Here is a 19,031-nt window from a genome sequence, read left to right as displayed (position 1 = left end):
TAATAGGAAGAAATTATTATAATCTAGATAATAGATTCTATAAAATCAAAGAAAAACGTGTATAATAGAAGTATTGGAAATAAAGGAGCGATAAATGTTGGATGCAAATTTGTTATTTGAAAAAATAAGAGTAAAACAAGTTGTCGGTACGTTAGAGAGAGATGTAACAGATATCACAACTGATTCTCGTACTGCACAACAAGGTAGCGTTTTTGTAGCATCGAAAGGTTATACTGTTGATAGTCACAAATTCTGTCAAGACGTAGTAAACCAAGGCTGCCAAATCGTCGTCGTAAGTCAAGCGCAAGAATTAGACGGTAATGTGACACAAATCATAGTACCTGATACTTTACGCGTAGCAAGTCTATTAGCAAACAAGTTATTTAATTATCCAAGTAAACAGCTTGTCACTTATGGTGTTACAGGAACAAATGGTAAGACGTCAATTGCTACAATGATACACCATATCTATAGAAAATTAGGTAAAGGTAGTGCTTACTTAGGAACAAATGGTTTTCAGATTAATGAAGAAAAATCAAAAGGCTCTAATACTACACCAGAAACTGTAGCTTTAACTAAAAAAATCAATGAAGCTGTTGAAAAGAAAGCTGAAGCTATGACTTTAGAAGTTTCAAGTCATGGGTTATCATTGGGACGCTTAAGTGGTGTTAACTTTGATGTGGCAATTTTTTCAAATTTAACACAAGACCATTTAGATTTTCACGGTACGATGGAAGCATATGGCCATGCAAAATCACTATTATTTAGCCAACTTGGCCAAGATTTGTCTCAAGAAAAGTTTGTTGTGTTAAATCAAGATGATGGATTTTCTGAATATCTTGCGTCAGTATCACCATTTGAAGCGTTTACTTACGGCATTAATAACAAAGCACAATTTATGGCTGAAGATATAAATGAATCATTACAGGGTGCGAGTTTTAATTTTGTAACGCCAGAGGGTAATTTTTATGTGAAATCACCATATGTCGGGCTTTTTAATGTTTCTAATATTATGGCAGCAATGATTGCTGTTTGGAGTAAGGGCGTTAATCTAAGTGAAATTGTAAAAGCAGTTGAAAATTTAGAACCAGTCGAAGGCAGACTCGAAGTATTAGACGAAACGTTACCAATTGATTTGATTATTGACTATGCACATACAGCAGATGGTATGGATAAATTAATTGATGCAGTTCAACCCTTTACTTCACAAAAATTAATTTTCTTATGTGGTTTGGCAGGAGAACGAGATATGAGCAAAGCACCTGAAATGGGACGCATTGCATGCCGTGCGGACTACGTGGTTTTCACACCAGATAATCCAGCAAACGATGAGCCTAAAGTGTTAACACAGGCACTAGCACAAGGTGCGACACATCAAAATTACATTGAATTTGATGATCGTGCAGAAGGAATTCGCCATGCGATTGATATCGCTGAACCTGGAGATACAGTAGTATTAGCTTCGAAAGGGCGGGAGCCGTATCAGATTATGCCCGGCCATGTAAAAGTACCTCATAGAGATGATTTGATTGGTTTAGAAGCGGCATATAAAAAATTTGGTGGTGGGCCAGTTGAAGATTAGCAATATAGATTGTAATGATGTGCATTCAAATTTATATATTTATGAAAATACTGAAGCGGAAGTATACTTAATTGCGCTGCCAGAATTAAATTGGTCATTAGAAATAGATACAACATTAAATGAAGATGATATCAATGATGAACTTGTGATACACTTGTTTACGTTACTTGACGAGTCTACAGCAACTAAGATTGCCACTGACATTGTCAAATTGATACTTGAGGATTAAAGGAGACTAAAAATGAGTATAAAGGAAGAAGTAGAATCAAGAAAAACCTTTGCAATTATATCTCATCCTGATGCTGGTAAAACCACATTAACTGAAAAGTTATTACTATTTGGTGGTGCGATTAGAGAAGCAGGAACTGTTAAAGGTAAAAAAAGTGGGAAATTTGCAACAAGTGACTGGATGAAAGTAGAGCAAGAGCGTGGTATTTCAGTTACAAGTTCAGTGATGCAGTTTGATTATGATCACTATAAAATCAACATTCTAGATACGCCAGGACACGAAGATTTTTCAGAAGACACATATAGAACACTTTTAGCAGTAGATAGTGCTGTTATGGTAATTGACTGTGCAAAAGGAATTGAACCACAAACACTAAAACTTTTTAAAGTTTGTAAAATGAGAGGTATTCCAATCTTTACTTTTATTAATAAACTTGATCGTGTTGGTAAAGAACCATTTGAATTATTAGATGAAATTGAATCTACTTTAGAAATTGAAACATATCCCATGAATTGGCCGATAGGAATGGGACAAAATTTCTTTGGTATTATCGATCGCGACTCACATACAATTGAGCCTTTTAGAGAAGAAGAAAATACGCTGCATTTAAATGATGATTTTGAATTAGAAGAAGATCATAAAATGAAAAATGATAGCGCGTTTTCTCAAGCTATTGAAGAGTTGATGCTAGTAGAAGAAGCGGGCGAAGACTTTGATAATGAAGCATTACTAAATGGTGAATTAACGCCTGTATTTTTCGGTTCGGCATTAGCTAATTTTGGAGTTCAAAACTTCTTAAACGCTTATGTGGATCATGCACCAATGCCTCATAGTCGTCAAACAAAAGAAGAAGTGGAAGTAAAACCTTATGATTTAGATTTTTCAGGATTTATTTTCAAAATCCAAGCGAACATGGACCCTAAACATAGAGACCGTATTGCCTTTATGCGTGTAGTAAGCGGTGCCTTTGAACGTGGCATGGATGTTACGTTACAGCGTACCAAGAAAAAACAAAAAATCACACGTTCAACATCATTCATGGCTGATGATAAAGAAACAGTAAACCATGCGGTGGCTGGAGATATTATTGGTTTGTATGATACTGGTAATTACCAAATTGGTGACACGTTAGTTGGTGGTAATCAAAAATTCAGTTTCCAAGAATTACCACAATTTACGCCAGAGTTATTTATGAAAGTTTCAGCTAAAAACGTTATGAAACAAAAGCACTTTCATAAAGGTATTGAACAATTAGTTCAAGAAGGTGCGATTCAATATTATAAAGCACTACACACAAACCAAATTCTTATTGGGGCAGTTGGACAGTTACAATTTGAAGTATTCGAACACCGCTTAAAAAATGAATACAATGTCGATGTTGTCATGGAGGCAGTCGGTCCGAAAATTGCACGTTGGATAGAAAATGAAGAAGAAGTTAAAGACAAGATGAGTACATCGCGTTCAATTTTAGTTAAAGATATTTATGAAAATTATGTGTTTTTATTTGATAATGAATTTGCAACGAGATGGTTTGAAGAGAAGTTTCCAGAAATTAAATTATATGGTTTGTTATAAAACTATATTTTGTGTATAATAACGATATTAATAGAATACCTATGACTTTGTAGTCAGAGGGGAGTAACTCAACTTTTATTAAAAATATATATGAAGCATGCATTTATATGCTTAAAGAAAATACTTTATATATCTTTTTAACATAGTCATTTTATCGTCATTACGAAGCCTGATTGCTTCCGGTAAAATGGGCAGATACAAACTGTCGAGTGAGACCTTTGCTAATAGTGAATAACGTGATTGATTTGTTCTTTAGTGTATAAAAACTAAATGAACTAAATTAAATAGCGGCAATACACTAACTTAGCTTAGGTCTCTATTTTTATGTTTAAAAAATTAAGGAGTTGTCCTAGATGGATCCAAGTATGATTTTACCTTATTTATGGGTGCTCGTTGTTCTAGTATTTTTAGAAGGACTATTGGCTGCAGATAATGCCGTAGTTATGGCAGTTATGGTTAAACATTTACCGCCTGAACAACGAAAAAAAGCTTTGTTTTATGGTTTATTAGGTGCATTAGTATTCCGTTTTATTTCTTTATTCTTAATCAGTATTATCGCAAATCTTTGGTGGATACAAGCACTTGGTGCATTATACCTACTATATATGTCCATAACCAATTTGATATCCTTCTTTAAAGAGAAAGATAAGGAAGAACAAGAAGCTGGTGATGATCATCACTTTGATGAAGATGGTGGAGAGATTCACGCAAGCCCTAAAGAATTTTGGGGCACTGTATTAAAAGTTGAATTTGCAGATATTGCATTTGCTATTGATTCAATGCTTGCAGCTCTTGCAATTGCAGTGACATTACCAGCAGTTGGCATCCACTTCGGCGGAATGGACTTAGGTCAGTTTGCTGTTATGTTCATAGGTGGTATGTTGGGCGTTGTAATTATGCGTTTCGCTGCAACATGGTTTGTAAACTTATTAAACAAATACCCAGGTTTAGAAGGCGCAGCGTTTGCTATTGTTGGTTGGGTAGGTGTTAAATTAGTGGTCATGGTTCTTGCGCATGAAGAAATCGCTGTTTTACCTGAACACTTCCCACATAGTACGTTATGGCAATCTATTTTCTGGACTGTCATGATATTGTTAGTAGTTATTGGTTGGTTAACTTCATTAAGAAATAACAAGAAAAAAGAAAAGCAAAAGTAAATGTTAAGGTAACTGGAAAAGCTCATAGAGGTTTTCCAGTTTTTTTATGTAAAAACATGTAAGGTATTATTTATAAATTTTAATATTGTCGTTTACTAAAATTGAGCAAGGATGTGTCAAAATATTTGAGAAAATCATTTAAAGTTAGAAATTTAGAAAGAAAGTGATTATAATCAGAATGTATCTACTTTTATAAAAGAAAATAAAGAAGAATTATCTATTATATTATGTCATAATAGATAGTGAAGATTTATGTAAGATTAGGGGGGATAAAGGTGACTCAAAATAAAAAACACGTCATTCCTAAAGAAAAATATGGACGTAAACGACGTGAGTTTTTTCATAATGAAGAACGTGAACAACGTGTACATTTAGAGCATGAGGCCAGAGAACAGCGTAAAGAAAAAGCGCAAAAATTAGCCAAAAATAATGAAGAGCGTGTGAAAGAAAATTTACGAAAAGCACGTATCGAAAAGCTAACACAAGAAGAGATACAACAACAACAGGCTTTGATGGCTAAACAAAGTGGTTCTAAAGAAAATATAGATATACCAAGCGATAAACAGTCATCAGATACCACACAGTCCTCAAGTTACCCACAGAAGCAAAATGCTAATTATCATACTCAAAGTAAGTCTGAGCAAGAAACAGATGATCATCGAGAGAATACAGAAAATGATACAGTGGTTACTGAGCAGAGCACATTATCAAAAAATCAATCGTCAAAAATTGATGAAGAAGATAACTTTTATTCAGAAGAAGCACAACAATCTCGAGTTGAAACATACGTTGAAGAAGATGATGTAGATGCAAAAGAAGAAAAAGCGCAAACAACAGCGCGTAACAAACATGCATCTCAACATCAAGGACCAAATCACACCAATCAAAATGGACAATTAAGCAACGTTGATAAGATTAAATATTTCTTTAAGGAACATTGGCCTAAAGTACTTATTGTTATTGCAGTTATATTATTATTAACATTGATGAATGCAATATTTGCTAACGTTGATCAAAACGGTAATGACAAGGATAGTATTTTCCAAAGTAATAAGGGTAAAGAAAAGTCATATACCACAACTATGAAGAGCGCTAATAGTGCTACGCAATCAGTAGTAACGGTTGAGAATGATACAAGCAACAAAGATTCTTCTGCAGAGAAAGAGACACAAGAAGCAGGTAAAGAAAATGAGCTAGGATCAGGTGTCGTCTACAAAAAAGTAGGCGACTCTATTTTTATCATGACAAATGCGCATGTAGTAGGAGACAAGAAAGAACAGAAGATTACATATGGTAATGGAGACTACTCAATAGGAAAAGTTATTGGTACAGATAAATTCTCTGATATTGCAGTGGTTAAAGCAAAGGTTAAGTCTGGGAGCGACGTTAAACCAATCGAAATGGGTGATTCAAGCACTTTAGTATTAGGGGAACCTATTATCGTGGTAGGGAATCCACTAGGCGTTGATTTTAAAGGTAGTGTTTCAGAAGGAATCGTATCAGGTCTTAATCGTCATATTCCTGTAGATATTGATAAAGATGAACAATATGATGTATTAATGGATGCATTTCAAATCGATGCGCCAGTAAACCCTGGTAACTCTGGTGGTGGCGTGGTTAATAGAGATGGTAAATTAATAGGCATTGCATCGTTGAAGATAGATATGGATAATGTAGAAGGTATTGCATTTGCAATTCCAGTAAATCAAGCTGAATCAATAGCAAAAGAACTTGAAGCTAAAGGTGAAGTCAAATATCCTAATACAGGTATTCGTATCATGAATGTTGCCGATATCGATGATGAAACGCGTCAATCATTACAACTACCTGAAGATGTGAAATCAGGTGTAATAATTGGTGAAGTTAAAGAAAATTCAACAGGTGAAAAATCTGGGTTGCAAAAAGATGATGTAATAGTAGAATTAGATGGTAAAGAATTAGAAGATAATCTAAGATATAGACAAATTATTTTTAATCATAAAGATGATTTGGATACATTACCAGCTAAAATATACAGAGATGGTAAGCTTAAGGATATCAAGATTAAATTGAAGTAGCGTTGGGGTGAATAAACGTTGTCCATTTTCAATCAATTGTTAAAAAAATCAAGTCCTCAACAAGGGATAGTGATGTATTATATTGTTGCAATTATCGTAGCATTTTTATTACTTAATTTACCATTTGTTCACAAATCTGGAATCAATGTTGACCCGATTGATTCTTTGTTTGTAGCAGTTTCAGGCGTGAGTGTGACTGGTTTATCACCTGTTAATATCGTTGAGACATATACTACTTTTGGACAAATCATAATTATGATTATTCTAAATATCGGTGGTATTGGCGTCATGGCCATTGGTACGATGCTATGGGTTTTTTTAGGAAAACATATTGGCATGCGTGAACGTCAGCTTATTATGCTTGATAATAATAAAGATACCATGAGTGGTACAGTTAAACTGATTCTAGATATTGTACGTACAATTTTAATTATAGAACTTGTTGGAGCGTCATTATTAGCATTCTATTTTTATAGAGATAATCCAGATTTGCAATATGCAATTATGCAGGGCATGTTTGTAGCGGTATCTGCAACGACAAACGGCGGTTTAGACATAACAGGACAATCGTTAATTCCTTATGCTAATGACTATTTTGTTCAGACTATAGTTATGTTTTTAATTATTTTAGGATCTATTGGCTTTCCAGTATTAATTGAAGTAAAAGCATACATTAAAAATAGAATACCTAATTTTAGATTTTCATTATTTGCTAAAATTACAACAATGACTTACTTAGTATTGTTTGTATTCGGCGCAATAATAATTTTATTATTTGAACATAACCATGCTTTTCAAAATATGACGTGGCATAAATCGTTATTTTACGCACTGTTCCAATCTGCAACAACAAGAAGTGCCGGATTACAAACCATTGATGTAAGTAATTTTGGAGAAGGTACGAATGTAATTATGAGTGTCTTAATGTTTATAGGTTCTTCACCGAGTTCAGTAGGTGGTGGTATTAGAACGACTACTTTCGCAATCTTAATCTTATTCTTATTGAACTTTAGCAATAATAATGAAAAAACCTCGATTAAAGCATTTAATCGTGAAATTCATACAACAGATGTACAACGCTCATTTGCTGTTTTTACAATGGCAGGAATACTCACATTTGCAGGTACGATTACAATACTTGTGGTTGAAAATGGCAAAATATCATTTCTACAAGCATTTTTCGAGGTCATGTCAGCGTTTGGTACATGTGGACTATCATTAGGTGTTACTGATGACATTAGTGGGATGAGTAAGATCGTATTGATGGTACTGATGTTTATTGGTCGTGTAGGACTTATTAGTTTTATTATTATGATTGGTGGGCGTAGAGAGCCAGACAAATACCATTATCCGAAAGAACGTATTCAAATTGGCTAAAACTTCATTTTGATAGTTTTAAGATGATTAATTATAAAGTTATTCCCTTTCTTGTGAAAACAGTGCAAGAGAGGGTTTTTTAATTTCAATGTTTTATAGAATAATGTAAAAGCACTAAAAAGAGGCAATTAAATGATTTAAGCAAGGCTTCTTAAATTATTAAAATTCTTAGAATGTAATATTTCCTTTTGCTATCATGGGTATTTAGAAACATGTTAAACTGAAGGAAATGAGGGGAGAGGCATATGAAAAAAAGCGAGAGAATTACAATAGATGTTATCACAACTTCAGATATGCACAGTCATTTTCTAAACGGAGATCATGGTTCTAATATATATAGAGCAGGTACTTACGTTAAAACGAAGAGAAAAGAAAATGAACATGTTATTTTGTTGGACAGTGGCGGTAGTTTGGCTGGTTCATTGGCTGCATTTTATTATGCTGTTGTTGCGCCATATAAGCGTCATCCTATGATAAAGCTGATGAATGCTATGCAATATGATGCAAGTGGTATTAGTCCTAATGAATTTAAATTCGGTTTGTCCTTCTTTTCAAGAGCGGTCTCTTTATCCAGGTTTCCATGGTTATCGGCGAATATTGAATATAAGCGTACAAGAGAACCTTATTTCTCTACACCTTATACGATAAAAGAAGTAGAAGGCGTCAAGATAGCTATTGTTGGATTAACTTCAGACGGATTGATGAACCGCGAACACTTTGAAATGGAAAATGAGCTACAAATTGATAAAACTTTAGTGGCTTCTAAAAGATGGATTCGCTTTATTCATGAAACTGAAATGCCAGATTTTCTCATAGTCATATATCATGGTGGTATAAACCAACTGAATAAATCCGCAAATGAACGCGAACAAAACGTGAATGAAGCGGAAAAAATTATGCAATCATTAGGCGTGATTGATTTACTGATTACTGGTCATCAACATCAAACTTTTATAGGTAGAGATGATCAAACATTGTATGTACAAGCTGGTCAAAATGCGGAACAATTAGTCCATGTAAAAATTAACTTTAAGCAAAGAACTACCTCATATGAATTAGAAGATGTTGAGTCACAAATTGTTGATTTAAATGAGTATAAGGAAGATGAGGATTTACTAAACTTAACATTTTATGATAGAAAAACTGTTGAACATTGGGGGAAAGAAGTTTTAAATGTTACGCCCGTTTCTGCTCAAGTAAATGGTTTAGGAGACGTTATTACGAAGCCCCATCCTTTCACGCAACTTTTACATGACGGTATTCGCTCAGAGTTTGATTATGATATTTCATGTGTACATTTACCTACCAGTGGAGAAGAAGGCTTAGAAGCAACAATAACCAATGAAGCATTATATAAAGCGTATCCGCATCCTGACGTGCCAGTTGATTTAACTTTAAAAGGACAGCAGATTAAAGATATTCTAGAGTATGGCTATTCACATATAGAATTTAGCCATGGTGAACTCAGTTTAACAATTATTGATGAAACATTATGTACGTTTTGGCAAGGCGTGGATTACACAATTGATATGAATGCTGCACCGTTTAATCGTGTTAATTTAAAAAACATAAGACTGAATCATATGTATCGTGTAAGTATGACAGATTATTGTTATAGAAATTATAGACAGTATTTAGAAAATGCAGTTATTCATGAAACTGGCAAAATAACGATGGTAGAATTAATATCTAGAAATTTGAAAAATGAGCAGTATAAAATAAATCAAAAACAAAGCTTTAATGTAATAACATAGGCTAAAGGATTGTAATATAAATACTACTATATCCTCGTTTGCATAAGATAGGGCTATAGACTCAGCATGTAGCCTTCAATTCATGCTAGACTATTCTAGTTGGTCAAGTGTCTCGTATGCAACAGTGTTGTAATAACTGGAAAAATGAGCATTATAATATATTTATTTTATATAGCACAAAAAACTGGAAGGCGCTCATTATTTTAATGAGCGCCTTCCAGTTTTTAATTTTTAATAAAACGTATAAAGTTCCGCAATAAGTTAAGCATGGAATATTAATAGAATTACTACTGCAACGATTTGTGCTATTACAGTGGTAGCAATTCTACGCGTATAAAAGTAGCTTATTGAGAGTGCAATTTGTACGATAAAGATGAAGAAAACAATCCATAAATTATCTAGATAGTAGAATAATGAAGCTGAGCAAAGCGCCGTAATTATAATGCTAAGCCAACTTGGTATGTTTAATTTAATCAATTCTTTTTGTAAAACTGTTCTCATATAGAGTTCATGACAAGGTATAACAAAGACTAATGTTATTAACATTTGCCATTTAAAATATACGCCAGTTCTTGTTAATTCTTTAATTAATTCAAGATATTTTATATCCGAAGAAATTGCTGCAATAATCAGCTGAATAATAATTAATACAATACCAGTAACAATTCCAACACCTAAAGAAGTAAGTAATCTCTTAGATTCTATATCTCTTTGATAAAAGATATAACTAATACCAGCTATGAGCATAATGCCAGTATATAAATACCAATACTCTTGTTTTTCCCCCCACATAATGAAGAGGATGATGTGGAATACAATAAAGCTTAAAAGAAACCATATTAAAGCCTTTGAAATTCTATTCATTTTTTACTATCCTTCTTGTTCAACGATTGTATATCGCTTATGATTAATAACAGTTTTTTCAGGCAAGTCTAAATCATTGAAATTCTCCATAATTGTTAAATCTACAATTACTGAATTATCATTAATTTTCTCTACACGGCCTTTTAAACCATCATAGAATTCTACTATATTTCCAACTTCTGCAACAGTCATTTTTAGTCCTCCCTAGAAATGCTAACTAGATAGTATTATACAAAAAAACTTAAGACAAATAAACAAATAACCATTAAATTGTGTGATATAAACCGATTTTGAAACTTTTTATCATATTTAATGTAAATGATTGGCATTTTTAGAGAAAATATAGCATAAATAAGGTAAGGGTATATTTTTAGGGAAAAGGAGTGCAATAGATGAAGTTTATTAGTAATAATGATATTACAGATCCAACATTAAATTTAGCAATGGAAGAATATGTATTAAAAAATATGCCGAAAGACGACAGCTATTTTCTATTTTATGTGAATAGACCGTCTATTATAATTGGTAAAAACCAAAATACGATTGAAGAAGTTAACAAACCATATATTGATGCACATAATATTGATGTTGTGAGACGTATATCTGGTGGAGGTGCTGTTTACCATGATGAAGGTAATTTAAATTTCAGTTTTATAACAGATGATGATGGTAACAGCTTCCATAATTTTAAAAAATTTACAGAGCCAATTGTTGAAGCATTAAAATCGTTGGGTGTTGATGCTGAAATGACTGGTAGAAATGATATTCAAGTAGGTAACGCCAAAATTTCAGGTAATGCTATGGTAAAAGTGAAAGATCGTATGTTTAGTCATGGTACATTAATGTTAAATAGTGAATTGGATGAAGTTCAGAACGCATTAAAAGTTAATCCTGCAAAAATTAAATCTAAAGGGATTAAATCTGTACGAAGCAGAGTCGCAAATATTTCAGAATTTCTTGAAGAACCTATTAATATTGATAACTTTAAAGATATTATTTTAAAAACTATTTTTGGAGAAGCAAATCAAGTTGAGACATATCAACTTACTGATGAAGATTGGAAAAATATTGAAGCATTGAGTAATGAGAAATATCGTACATGGGATTGGAATTATGGTAGAAATCCAAAATATAACTTTGAAAGAGAAGAGAAGTTTGAAAAAGGTTTCGTTCAAATTAAATTAGATGTTAAACAAGGTCGTATTGAGCACGCAAGAATTTTTGGAGATTTCTTCGGTGAAGGTGACATAACAGAACTTGAAAATGCATTAGAAGGTACGTTACACGAGTTTGATAGTATTGAAGAAGCATTTTCAAACTACGATATTTATCATTATTTTGGTGATATCGATCGCCATGAACTCATTAGATTAATGTCTTAAACAAGAGTTATAAGTAAAAATAAAACTCAAAAAGGTCTATTCTCTAACTTATTGGTGTAAGTAGGGAATAGACCTTATTTTAAATAACAAGCTATTAAATTATCCAACGAGAAATTCCTCCAGGTTTCTGTATTCTTCAGTATAACGTTTGAAATCCTGCTCGTTTTTATTCTTAAGCGCGTGGTCAATGAGGTATTCTAACTGCTGTTTACGGACATTTCTTAACGACTCATCAATGATTAATTCAATACCTAAATCATTAATCGTTGACACAAAAGATTCTAATGAATTGTATTTAACATTTGTATTGTTTTTCATTTTCAACACAGCCCCTCTATCTATATTTACATATAGTATACAGCCTTTTATTTTTGAAATCAATAAATAGTCAGACTTTTCCGAAAATATAAGTGTAATTTGCAACTTTTCAAAAAATAAGAAAATGCAAAAGTATAATAACTAAAAATCAATTGTAGAAAATTTATAAAATATTTTATTAAATAAGTTGATTTTAAAATCTTTGTGTTATATTATTTGAGTATCACCATAAGCTTTAAGGAGGCGTCAGCTATGATTCAACAATACATTATTAAAAAAGGTGATATGGCTCTTCAACCTTGTAATTTATCTATAGGACTAAATGAAGGTACTTGTGTATTAAAGTATAAGGAGGAGCGTGATATTGTAAAGGAACGGACACATAAGATTATAGATCGTTCATGTAGATTTTATGGTAGCAGTTATGTATTTAAAAAAGAAGACACAATGAGAATTACAGGTATTAATAGTAAACCCCCGATATTATTCACTCCATTATTTCCTACTTATTTTTTTCCTACACATTCAGACCGAAAAGAAGAAAACACTTGGATCAATATTCATTATGTACAAACCATAAGAGCTTTAAAAGATAAAAAATGTAAAATCACATTTGTCGATAACCAGACTATAGTTGTTAATATTTCAGCACACAGTATGCATCATCAATACTTAAATGGTATATATTATTACTATATGATGGATAGAGCAGCTAGGGTGGCTACTTTTGATCCTGAATCTCCTATAGACTATACGAAACCACAATTAAATATTTATGAAGCATTAGCAAAATATTCTCTATTTGAAAATAAATAGCAAAACATTTCTGAAATTTAAATGTAAAAATGTCATATGTGGAATATTATATTAATTTAGTGTAAATATTCCGCATATTTTTTTGATTAAGGTACTTGAAAAATTCTCTGAAGTTGATATAATAGTATTTGTGCTTGATTGAGATATCAATTATTCCACAGTAGCTCAGTGGTAGAGCTATCGGCTGTTAACCGATCGGTCGTAGGTTCGAGTCCTACCTGTGGAGCCATTGGAAACGTACTCAAGTTGGCTGAAGAGGCGCCCCTGCTAAGGGTGTAGGTCGCGCAAGCGGCGCGAGAGTTCGAATCTCTCCGTTTCCGTTAATAAAAACAAGCTTTTTAATACCGAAGTCCTTAACAGGATTTCGGTATTTTTTTGTTTTGTGAATTTATAATTTGTAAATTCACAATTAATAATCATGATAGTAAGTAACCGCAAAAAGCTAAAAAGTATAATGAATTGCTACAAGTACTGCTAGTTGATACCACTTGTTATAGAGCTTCGTTAATCCTGTAATAACTTCATGTTTTATATTGCTCAAGTGTTAAGTGCTGTGAATCAACTATAATATATCAAAACTCAATTTTTTAATAAAAAAATTATAAGTAATCAGCAATAATACATAGACACTCGTCTATATAGATAGTATTATATTTAGTTATAAGAGGAGAGATGAACTTGTCATATAAAGAATTATCAAACGTATTAAAAGTGCTTTCTAACCCAAGTAGATTAGAAATTATGGATTTACTTTCTTGTGGTGAGTTATGTGCATGTGATGTATTGCAACATTTTCAATTTTCTCAGCCAACTTTAAGTCATCATATGAAATCATTAGTAGAGTGTGAGTTAATTACTACACGAAAAGAGGGGAATAAGCGCATGTATCGGCTTAACCACGATGTATTTGAACAAATTAATCAAAGTTTAAATCTAATAAATACTACAAATGAATTATGTATTTGTAAAAATATGAAGTCAGGTGAGTGTTAATGATGACGATATTAGCAATCACAATCTTTGTATTAACGTTAATTTTTGTTATCTGGCAACCTAAAGGTTTAGATATTGGAATTACTGCATTAATTGGTGCTGTAGTAGCTATAATTACGGGTGTTGTAAGTTTTTCAGATGTACTGGAAGTTACTGGGATCGTTTGGAATGCGACTTTAACGTTTGTTGCAGTTATTCTTATTTCACTTATATTAGATGAAATTGGGTTCTTTGAGTGGTCTGCTATACATATGGTTAGAGCATCAAAGGGTAATGGCTTGAAAATGTTTATCTTTATCATGCTTTTGGGTTCAGTTGTAGCAGCCTTCTTTGCAAATGATGGTGCAGCTTTAATACTTACCCCTATTGTATTAGCTATGGTACGTAATTTAGGCTTTGATAAAAAAGCAATATTTCCATTTATCATTGCTAGTGGCTTTATTGCAGATACAACTTCATTACCACTCATTGTTAGTAATTTAGTTAATATAGTTTCTGCAGATTATTTCGATATAGGTTTTATTGAATACTTTAGTAAAATGATTATACCTAATATATTTTCGTTGATTGCAAGTATTCTTGTGTTATGGCTTTATTTCAGAAAATCTATTCCAGGTAAATTTAACGAAGTAAATATTAGAGAACCAAGAGAAGCGATTAAAGATAAAAAGCTTTTTAACATCTCTTGGATTGTACTTGCTATCTTACTCGTTGGTTATTTAATAAGTGAGTTTATAAATATTCCAGTATCTATTATTGCTGGTATGATTGCTTTAATATTTGTATTATTAGCGCGTAAATCTAAAGCCGTTCATACGAAACAAGTAATTAAAGGTGCGCCATGGAATATTGTTTTATTCTCTATTGGTATGTATCTCGTCGTATTTGGCCTGAAAAATGTGGGGATTACAACACTTCTTGGTGATGTACTAACAAATATTTCAAGTTACGGCTTATTTAGTAGTATCATGGGCATGGGCTTTATAGCTGCATTTCTTTCATCTATTATGAACAACATGCCAACTGTATTAATAGATGCTATAGCAATTGGTCAATCGAGTGCCACAGGAATATTAAAAGAAGGCATGATTTATGCTAACGTTATTGGGTCTGATTTAGGACCTAAAATAACACCCATTGGCTCTTTAGCCACACTTCTTTGGTTACACGTGCTAACTCAAAAAGGAGTGAAAATATCTTGGGGTGTGTATTTCAAAACGGGAGTTATTATCACCATCCCTGTTTTATTTGTAACCTTATTAGGTTTATATTTAACACTAATTATTTTTTAAATGAGAGGTAATCATAAATGGATAAAAAAACAATTTACTTTATATGTACTGGTAATTCTTGTCGTAGTCAAATGGCTGAAGGCTGGGGAAGAGAAATACTCGGCAAAGAATGGAATGTTTACTCAGCAGGTATTGAAACGCATGGTGTAAACTCTAAGGCGATAGAAGCTATGAAAGAAGTTAATATTGATATTTCAAATCATACATCTGATATGATTGATAATAATATTTTAAAACAGTCTGATCTCGTTGTTACACTTTGTAGTGATGCTGATGATAATTGTCCAGTTATACCGCCTAATGTGAAAAAAGAACATTGGGGCTTTGATGACCCAGCAGGTAAAGCATGGTCAGAGTTTCAACGCGTAAGAGATGAAATAGGCGATACAATTAAACGATTTAAAGAACTATAATTATCTCAATTTTAAAAATGAGCATAAATTAAATCAGAAAAATAATAAAAACCTTCAAAGTAGACACTAAAAGTGAAAACTTTGAAGGTTTTTTACACGTCAAAATGAAAAAGTGTATTAATAATTATAGTTTGTAAAATTTTAAATAACTAGTTAGGGAAAAATGTACTATAAACAACAAGATTATGATAATTAGATATGAGTAAATCTTAATCGGTAATATGATGCAATAAATGTAATGAATTTTTGATTTTATTTCAAGATTTTGTATGACTATATATTTTGATATTGCATGAAAAACAAGAAATTCATTATAAAATATTATTATAGCGAATTTAAATAGATATGGCTTGAGGAAAAACCAAGAAATTGTTTTGGTTTTTAAAATAAATGTTGTTCGCAATGTTGTATATAAATAAAAAAAGTGGTAAGCTATGCATTGTGATAAATCAAGAAAATAGGAGAGAGATATATGGGCTTTATTATAATGATTATTGTAGGCGGTTTAATCGGTTGGTTAGCCGGCGCAATTTTAGGTAAAGATATTCCAGGTGGAATAATTGGTAATATTATTGCAGGTTTAATCGGTTCAGCTATTGGTAGTAAATTATTAGGTACATGGGGACCAGTCTTAGGTGGCGTTCCAATCTTACCAGCACTAATCGGGTCAATCGTATTAATCTTAATTGTTTCATTTATTATGAAAGCAATTAGAAAAAGAAAATAATTAAAAAACACTCAACATTTGGTGGGTGTTTTTTGTTAATCATAAGAATTCTATAAGGTAATTGTAAAAATAAAAGCTAATCATTTCTAAAATTAGAAACGATTAGCTTTTCAATTTTTTCGTGAATTTCAATGTATATGAAATCTATTTTTTACTTATTAAATTTCTGATTCCTTTTATAATAAAGCCTACTACTACAGATCTGAAAACACGTGATATAATATTTTTCATTATTAGTCCTCCTAAGTTACAATTCAACTTTCCATAATTTGCTATATAGTTTCTTTACCCAATTTCAGATGAAATATTGGAGAAAATAGAAAATATTTTATCTTTTAATAAAAAAGTGGTTATTTTTCAAAAGAAATAAGACCGTTTTCGTCTGATTTGTTAAAGAAAATCGTAATGATGCCACTAATGATAGCGATAACGTATGGAATGCCTGTCCAAAAGAACACTAAATGTATAATACCTTGTAAAAGTTGATTTGAGTAAAATTTATGAATGCCACACCAACCGAGTAAAAATGCAAGTATAACGTAAATGACTTTATTTACTTTCATATGTCTAGTCCTTTCATTTTAAAGTTCTTATCTTAATTATCTCTTATATTAAGCGATTCAACAATCGAAAACAATTAATGAAAAACGATTTCTCGTAAAAACCAATTATTACTTCGAATTTTTTATTTAATTCATATATAATATAGTTAAATAAACATAATAAGGAGAATACAAATGATTAGAAAAGCTAAACCTACCGATAAGCATGAAATTGCAAAATTATGTTATATCATCTGGAGTCAATTAGACATAGATTTAGTGGAATACACCGATAAAGAAAGATTACTAAAAATCATGGAACAAAGTATGGTGGATGTACCATATAGAGGTCATTATAGTAACACTTGGATATACGAAGTCGATGGTAACATTGCAGGTTGCTTAATTGCATATCCTGGTAACAAAGAGTTAGAGCTTGAAAAGGCTTGGTTAGATATGGAATTAGATGAAGACATTAGAGCTTATGGGACGCCGATGCCAATGAAAGAGGCTAATGATGATGAATGGTATATCGAAACAGTTGCTACATTCCCAGAATTTAGAGGGCAGGGTGTCGCTACTAAATTAATTAAACATGTATTAGAAACGTATCCAGATGAAAAATGGAGCTTAAATTGTGATTTACTCAATGATGGGGCGTTACATGTTTATAAAAAATTAGGATTCCAACCTACAAGTGAATTCGATTTATATGGTCATATGCATTACCACATGATACATATAAAAGACTGAGTTTTTATCTCTGTTAAAAAACAAAAAATCGACCTTCATGAGTATGAAGATCGAAAAAGTAATACTTACTTTATTTGATTGCTGGGTTAAACTTGCTAATTGAGAAATATATTAAATACCACCGAGCAGAGCACTAATATAAATACCTAGTGCATACAGTAGACCGAAGAATGTATTCGTTTTTCCTGTTGCAGCCATTGCTGGCATCATAGTTGCTGGCGTGTCATTCTTTTTGAATCTACGTACAGCCTTGATAGGTAACGGGAATGACAGTAATGCAAGTAAAAAGAAAATTGAACCACCAGGTTGGAAGAATGTAATATAGATAACTAATGCATACGCGACAATGTACATTAATGCTAAGAAGCGTATTGAATTATTTTTACCTAATAAAATAGGTAATGTCTTACGACCACTTTCTTTATCTTTAACACGGTCACGAATGTTATTAGCCATATTGATTAAACCGATTGTTATAACAATCGGAAGACTGATCCAAACAACTAGACTTTGTAAATTACCTGTTTGAATGAAGAATGCAATTAAAATAATAATCATACCCATGAAAATTCCAGAGAATACTTCACCAAAAGGAGTCCAAGAAATAGGGAATGGTCCACCCGTGTATAAATAACCAATTGCCATACACACGAGTCCAATTGGTATGAGCCAGAATGAACTGTTGATGGCTATAAATAATCCTAGTAAAGCAGCAATGACATAAAATGCAATGGCTATATTCATGACTAACTTAGGACTCATGCCATTGCGAACGATTGCACCACCGATTCCTACAGAAGTGTGGTCATCTAACCCTTTTTTGAAATCATAGTATTCATTAAACATGTTTGTCGCAGCTTGAATTAATAAACAAGCGATTAACATGGCTAAAAGCAAAGTAAGACTTAGATGATCTTCACTACCAAGTAGGAATATTTTTGCAGTAGCAGTACCAACAAGTACTGGTACCACAGCAGCGGTTAAAGTATGTGGTCTCATTAAGTGCCAGTATTTTCTGACAGTAGAATATTGTTGATATTGAGATGCCATAAAATTTTATACCTCGAATTCTTTTATATTAAAATATTTTTTATCAAATTTATTTTAATGGAAGAACTTGTAAAGGTCAAATAACGTGAAAATTATATAAATGAAATAGGCTAGATACCATACACATATTGTGAAAAGTGGTACAATATT

Annotated in this window: 19 protein-coding genes and 2 tRNA genes; 16 read left to right on the top strand and 5 right to left on the bottom strand. The window is 32.2% G+C overall.

The features are described 5' to 3' along the window. Positions 1 to 97: 97 nt before the first annotated feature. The 7 genes from PYW44_RS09080 (at position 98) to PYW44_RS09050 (ending at position 9,731) form a co-directional block, all read left to right on the top strand. Positions 98 to 1,582, top strand: a complete 1,485-nt coding sequence (locus PYW44_RS09080) for a UDP-N-acetylmuramoyl-L-alanyl-D-glutamate--L-lysine ligase (RefSeq protein WP_031266046.1) — start codon at positions 98 to 100, stop codon at positions 1,580 to 1,582. Next, complete coding sequence (locus PYW44_RS09075; protein WP_021339507.1) at positions 1,572 to 1,811, top strand: YueH family protein; 240 nt, start codon at positions 1,572 to 1,574, stop codon at positions 1,809 to 1,811. Before PYW44_RS09080 ends, PYW44_RS09075 begins: the two co-directional genes overlap by 11 nt. Before the next feature lie 12 nt (positions 1,812 to 1,823). After that, on the top strand, positions 1,824 to 3,386 hold the full coding sequence (locus PYW44_RS09070) for a peptide chain release factor 3 (RefSeq protein ID WP_021339508.1): 1,563 nt from the start codon (positions 1,824 to 1,826) through the stop codon (positions 3,384 to 3,386). 353 nt (positions 3,387 to 3,739) lie between these two features. After that, the gene (locus tag PYW44_RS09065; protein ID WP_002508078.1) at positions 3,740 to 4,543 is read left to right on the top strand and encodes a TerC family protein; all 804 of its coding nucleotides are present in this window, start codon (positions 3,740 to 3,742) and stop codon (positions 4,541 to 4,543) included. A 275-nt stretch (positions 4,544 to 4,818) separates the two neighbouring features. Next, on the top strand, positions 4,819 to 6,600 hold the full coding sequence (locus PYW44_RS09060) for a S1C family serine protease (RefSeq protein ID WP_021339509.1): 1,782 nt from the start codon (positions 4,819 to 4,821) through the stop codon (positions 6,598 to 6,600). 18 nt (positions 6,601 to 6,618) lie between these two features. Further along, a complete protein-coding gene (locus tag PYW44_RS09055; protein WP_002508076.1) occupies positions 6,619 to 7,977 on the top strand; it encodes a TrkH family potassium uptake protein in 1,359 nt (452 codons plus the stop codon). A gap of 245 nt (positions 7,978 to 8,222) precedes the next feature. Continuing rightward, entirely contained in the window at positions 8,223 to 9,731 is a 1,509-nt protein-coding gene (locus PYW44_RS09050; protein ID WP_021339510.1) for a bifunctional metallophosphatase/5'-nucleotidase, read from the top strand. Between the two features lie 261 nt (positions 9,732 to 9,992). On the opposite strand, the gene PYW44_RS09045 is transcribed toward PYW44_RS09050, so the two are convergent. Then, positions 9,993 to 10,595 (bottom strand): CPBP family glutamic-type intramembrane protease, encoded by a 603-nt coding sequence (locus PYW44_RS09045; protein WP_002508074.1) that lies wholly within the window; start codon positions 10,593 to 10,595, stop codon positions 9,993 to 9,995. Positions 10,596 to 10,601: 6 nt separating this feature from the next. Then, positions 10,602 to 10,787: a YkvS family protein gene (locus tag PYW44_RS09040; protein WP_002508073.1), complete on the bottom strand. Its 186-nt coding sequence runs from the start codon at positions 10,785 to 10,787 to the stop codon at positions 10,602 to 10,604. A 200-nt stretch (positions 10,788 to 10,987) separates the two neighbouring features. Between PYW44_RS09040 and PYW44_RS09035 the strand changes: the two genes are divergently transcribed. Further along, positions 10,988 to 11,977, top strand: coding sequence for a lipoate--protein ligase (locus PYW44_RS09035; protein ID WP_002508072.1), 990 nt, complete (start codon positions 10,988 to 10,990; stop codon positions 11,975 to 11,977). A 99-nt stretch (positions 11,978 to 12,076) separates the two neighbouring features. Here PYW44_RS09035 and PYW44_RS09030 read toward each other — a convergent pair whose 3' ends face one another. Continuing rightward, positions 12,077 to 12,295: an IDEAL domain-containing protein gene (locus tag PYW44_RS09030; protein ID WP_002508071.1), complete on the bottom strand. Its 219-nt coding sequence runs from the start codon at positions 12,293 to 12,295 to the stop codon at positions 12,077 to 12,079. Positions 12,296 to 12,547: 252 nt separating this feature from the next. Here PYW44_RS09030 and PYW44_RS09025 point away from each other — a divergent pair, with 252 nt between their 5' ends. The 7 genes from PYW44_RS09025 (at position 12,548) to PYW44_RS08995 (ending at position 16,536) form a co-directional block, all read left to right on the top strand. After that, the gene (locus PYW44_RS09025) at positions 12,548 to 13,111 is read left to right on the top strand and encodes a competence protein ComK (protein ID WP_002508070.1); all 564 of its coding nucleotides are present in this window, start codon (positions 12,548 to 12,550) and stop codon (positions 13,109 to 13,111) included. A 154-nt stretch (positions 13,112 to 13,265) separates the two neighbouring features. Beyond that, positions 13,266 to 13,340 (top strand) — tRNA-Asn (locus PYW44_RS09020). Between the two features lie 2 nt (positions 13,341 to 13,342). Then, a tRNA-Ser gene (locus tag PYW44_RS09015) sits at positions 13,343 to 13,431 on the top strand. Between the two features lie 358 nt (positions 13,432 to 13,789). After that, positions 13,790 to 14,104, top strand: a complete 315-nt coding sequence (locus tag PYW44_RS09010) for an ArsR/SmtB family transcription factor (RefSeq protein ID WP_021339511.1) — start codon at positions 13,790 to 13,792, stop codon at positions 14,102 to 14,104. Next, the gene (arsB, locus tag PYW44_RS09005; protein WP_021339512.1) at positions 14,104 to 15,396 is read left to right on the top strand and encodes an arsenite efflux transporter membrane subunit ArsB; all 1,293 of its coding nucleotides are present in this window, start codon (positions 14,104 to 14,106) and stop codon (positions 15,394 to 15,396) included. Before PYW44_RS09010 ends, arsB begins: the two co-directional genes overlap by 1 nt. A 17-nt stretch (positions 15,397 to 15,413) precedes the next feature. Then, positions 15,414 to 15,809, top strand: a complete 396-nt coding sequence (gene arsC, locus PYW44_RS09000) for an arsenate reductase (thioredoxin) (RefSeq protein ID WP_021339513.1) — start codon at positions 15,414 to 15,416, stop codon at positions 15,807 to 15,809. A gap of 472 nt (positions 15,810 to 16,281) precedes the next feature. Then, positions 16,282 to 16,536 (top strand): GlsB/YeaQ/YmgE family stress response membrane protein, encoded by a 255-nt coding sequence (locus PYW44_RS08995; RefSeq protein ID WP_021339514.1) that lies wholly within the window; start codon positions 16,282 to 16,284, stop codon positions 16,534 to 16,536. Between the two features lie 350 nt (positions 16,537 to 16,886). Here the strand turns inward: PYW44_RS08995 and PYW44_RS08990 are convergent, their stop codons facing one another. Next, the gene (locus PYW44_RS08990) at positions 16,887 to 17,099 is read right to left on the bottom strand and encodes a TM2 domain-containing protein (RefSeq protein ID WP_021339515.1); all 213 of its coding nucleotides are present in this window, start codon (positions 17,097 to 17,099) and stop codon (positions 16,887 to 16,889) included. Between the two features lie 174 nt (positions 17,100 to 17,273). On the opposite strand from PYW44_RS08990, the gene PYW44_RS08985 reads away from it, so the two are divergent. After that, positions 17,274 to 17,831, top strand: coding sequence for a GNAT family N-acetyltransferase (locus PYW44_RS08985; protein ID WP_021339516.1), 558 nt, complete (start codon positions 17,274 to 17,276; stop codon positions 17,829 to 17,831). Between the two features lie 111 nt (positions 17,832 to 17,942). On the opposite strand, the gene PYW44_RS08980 is transcribed toward PYW44_RS08985, so the two are convergent. After that, positions 17,943 to 18,881, bottom strand: coding sequence for a 1,4-dihydroxy-2-naphthoate polyprenyltransferase (locus PYW44_RS08980; RefSeq protein WP_021339517.1), 939 nt, complete (start codon positions 18,879 to 18,881; stop codon positions 17,943 to 17,945). Between the last annotated feature and the right edge of the window lie 150 nt (positions 18,882 to 19,031).

It is taken from the genome of Staphylococcus equorum, from assembly GCF_029024965.1.
Classification (GTDB): Bacteria; Bacillota; Bacilli; order Staphylococcales; family Staphylococcaceae; genus Staphylococcus; species Staphylococcus equorum.
Note: the sequence above shows the minus strand (reverse complement) of the source record. Positions and strands in the feature narration are given on the sequence as shown.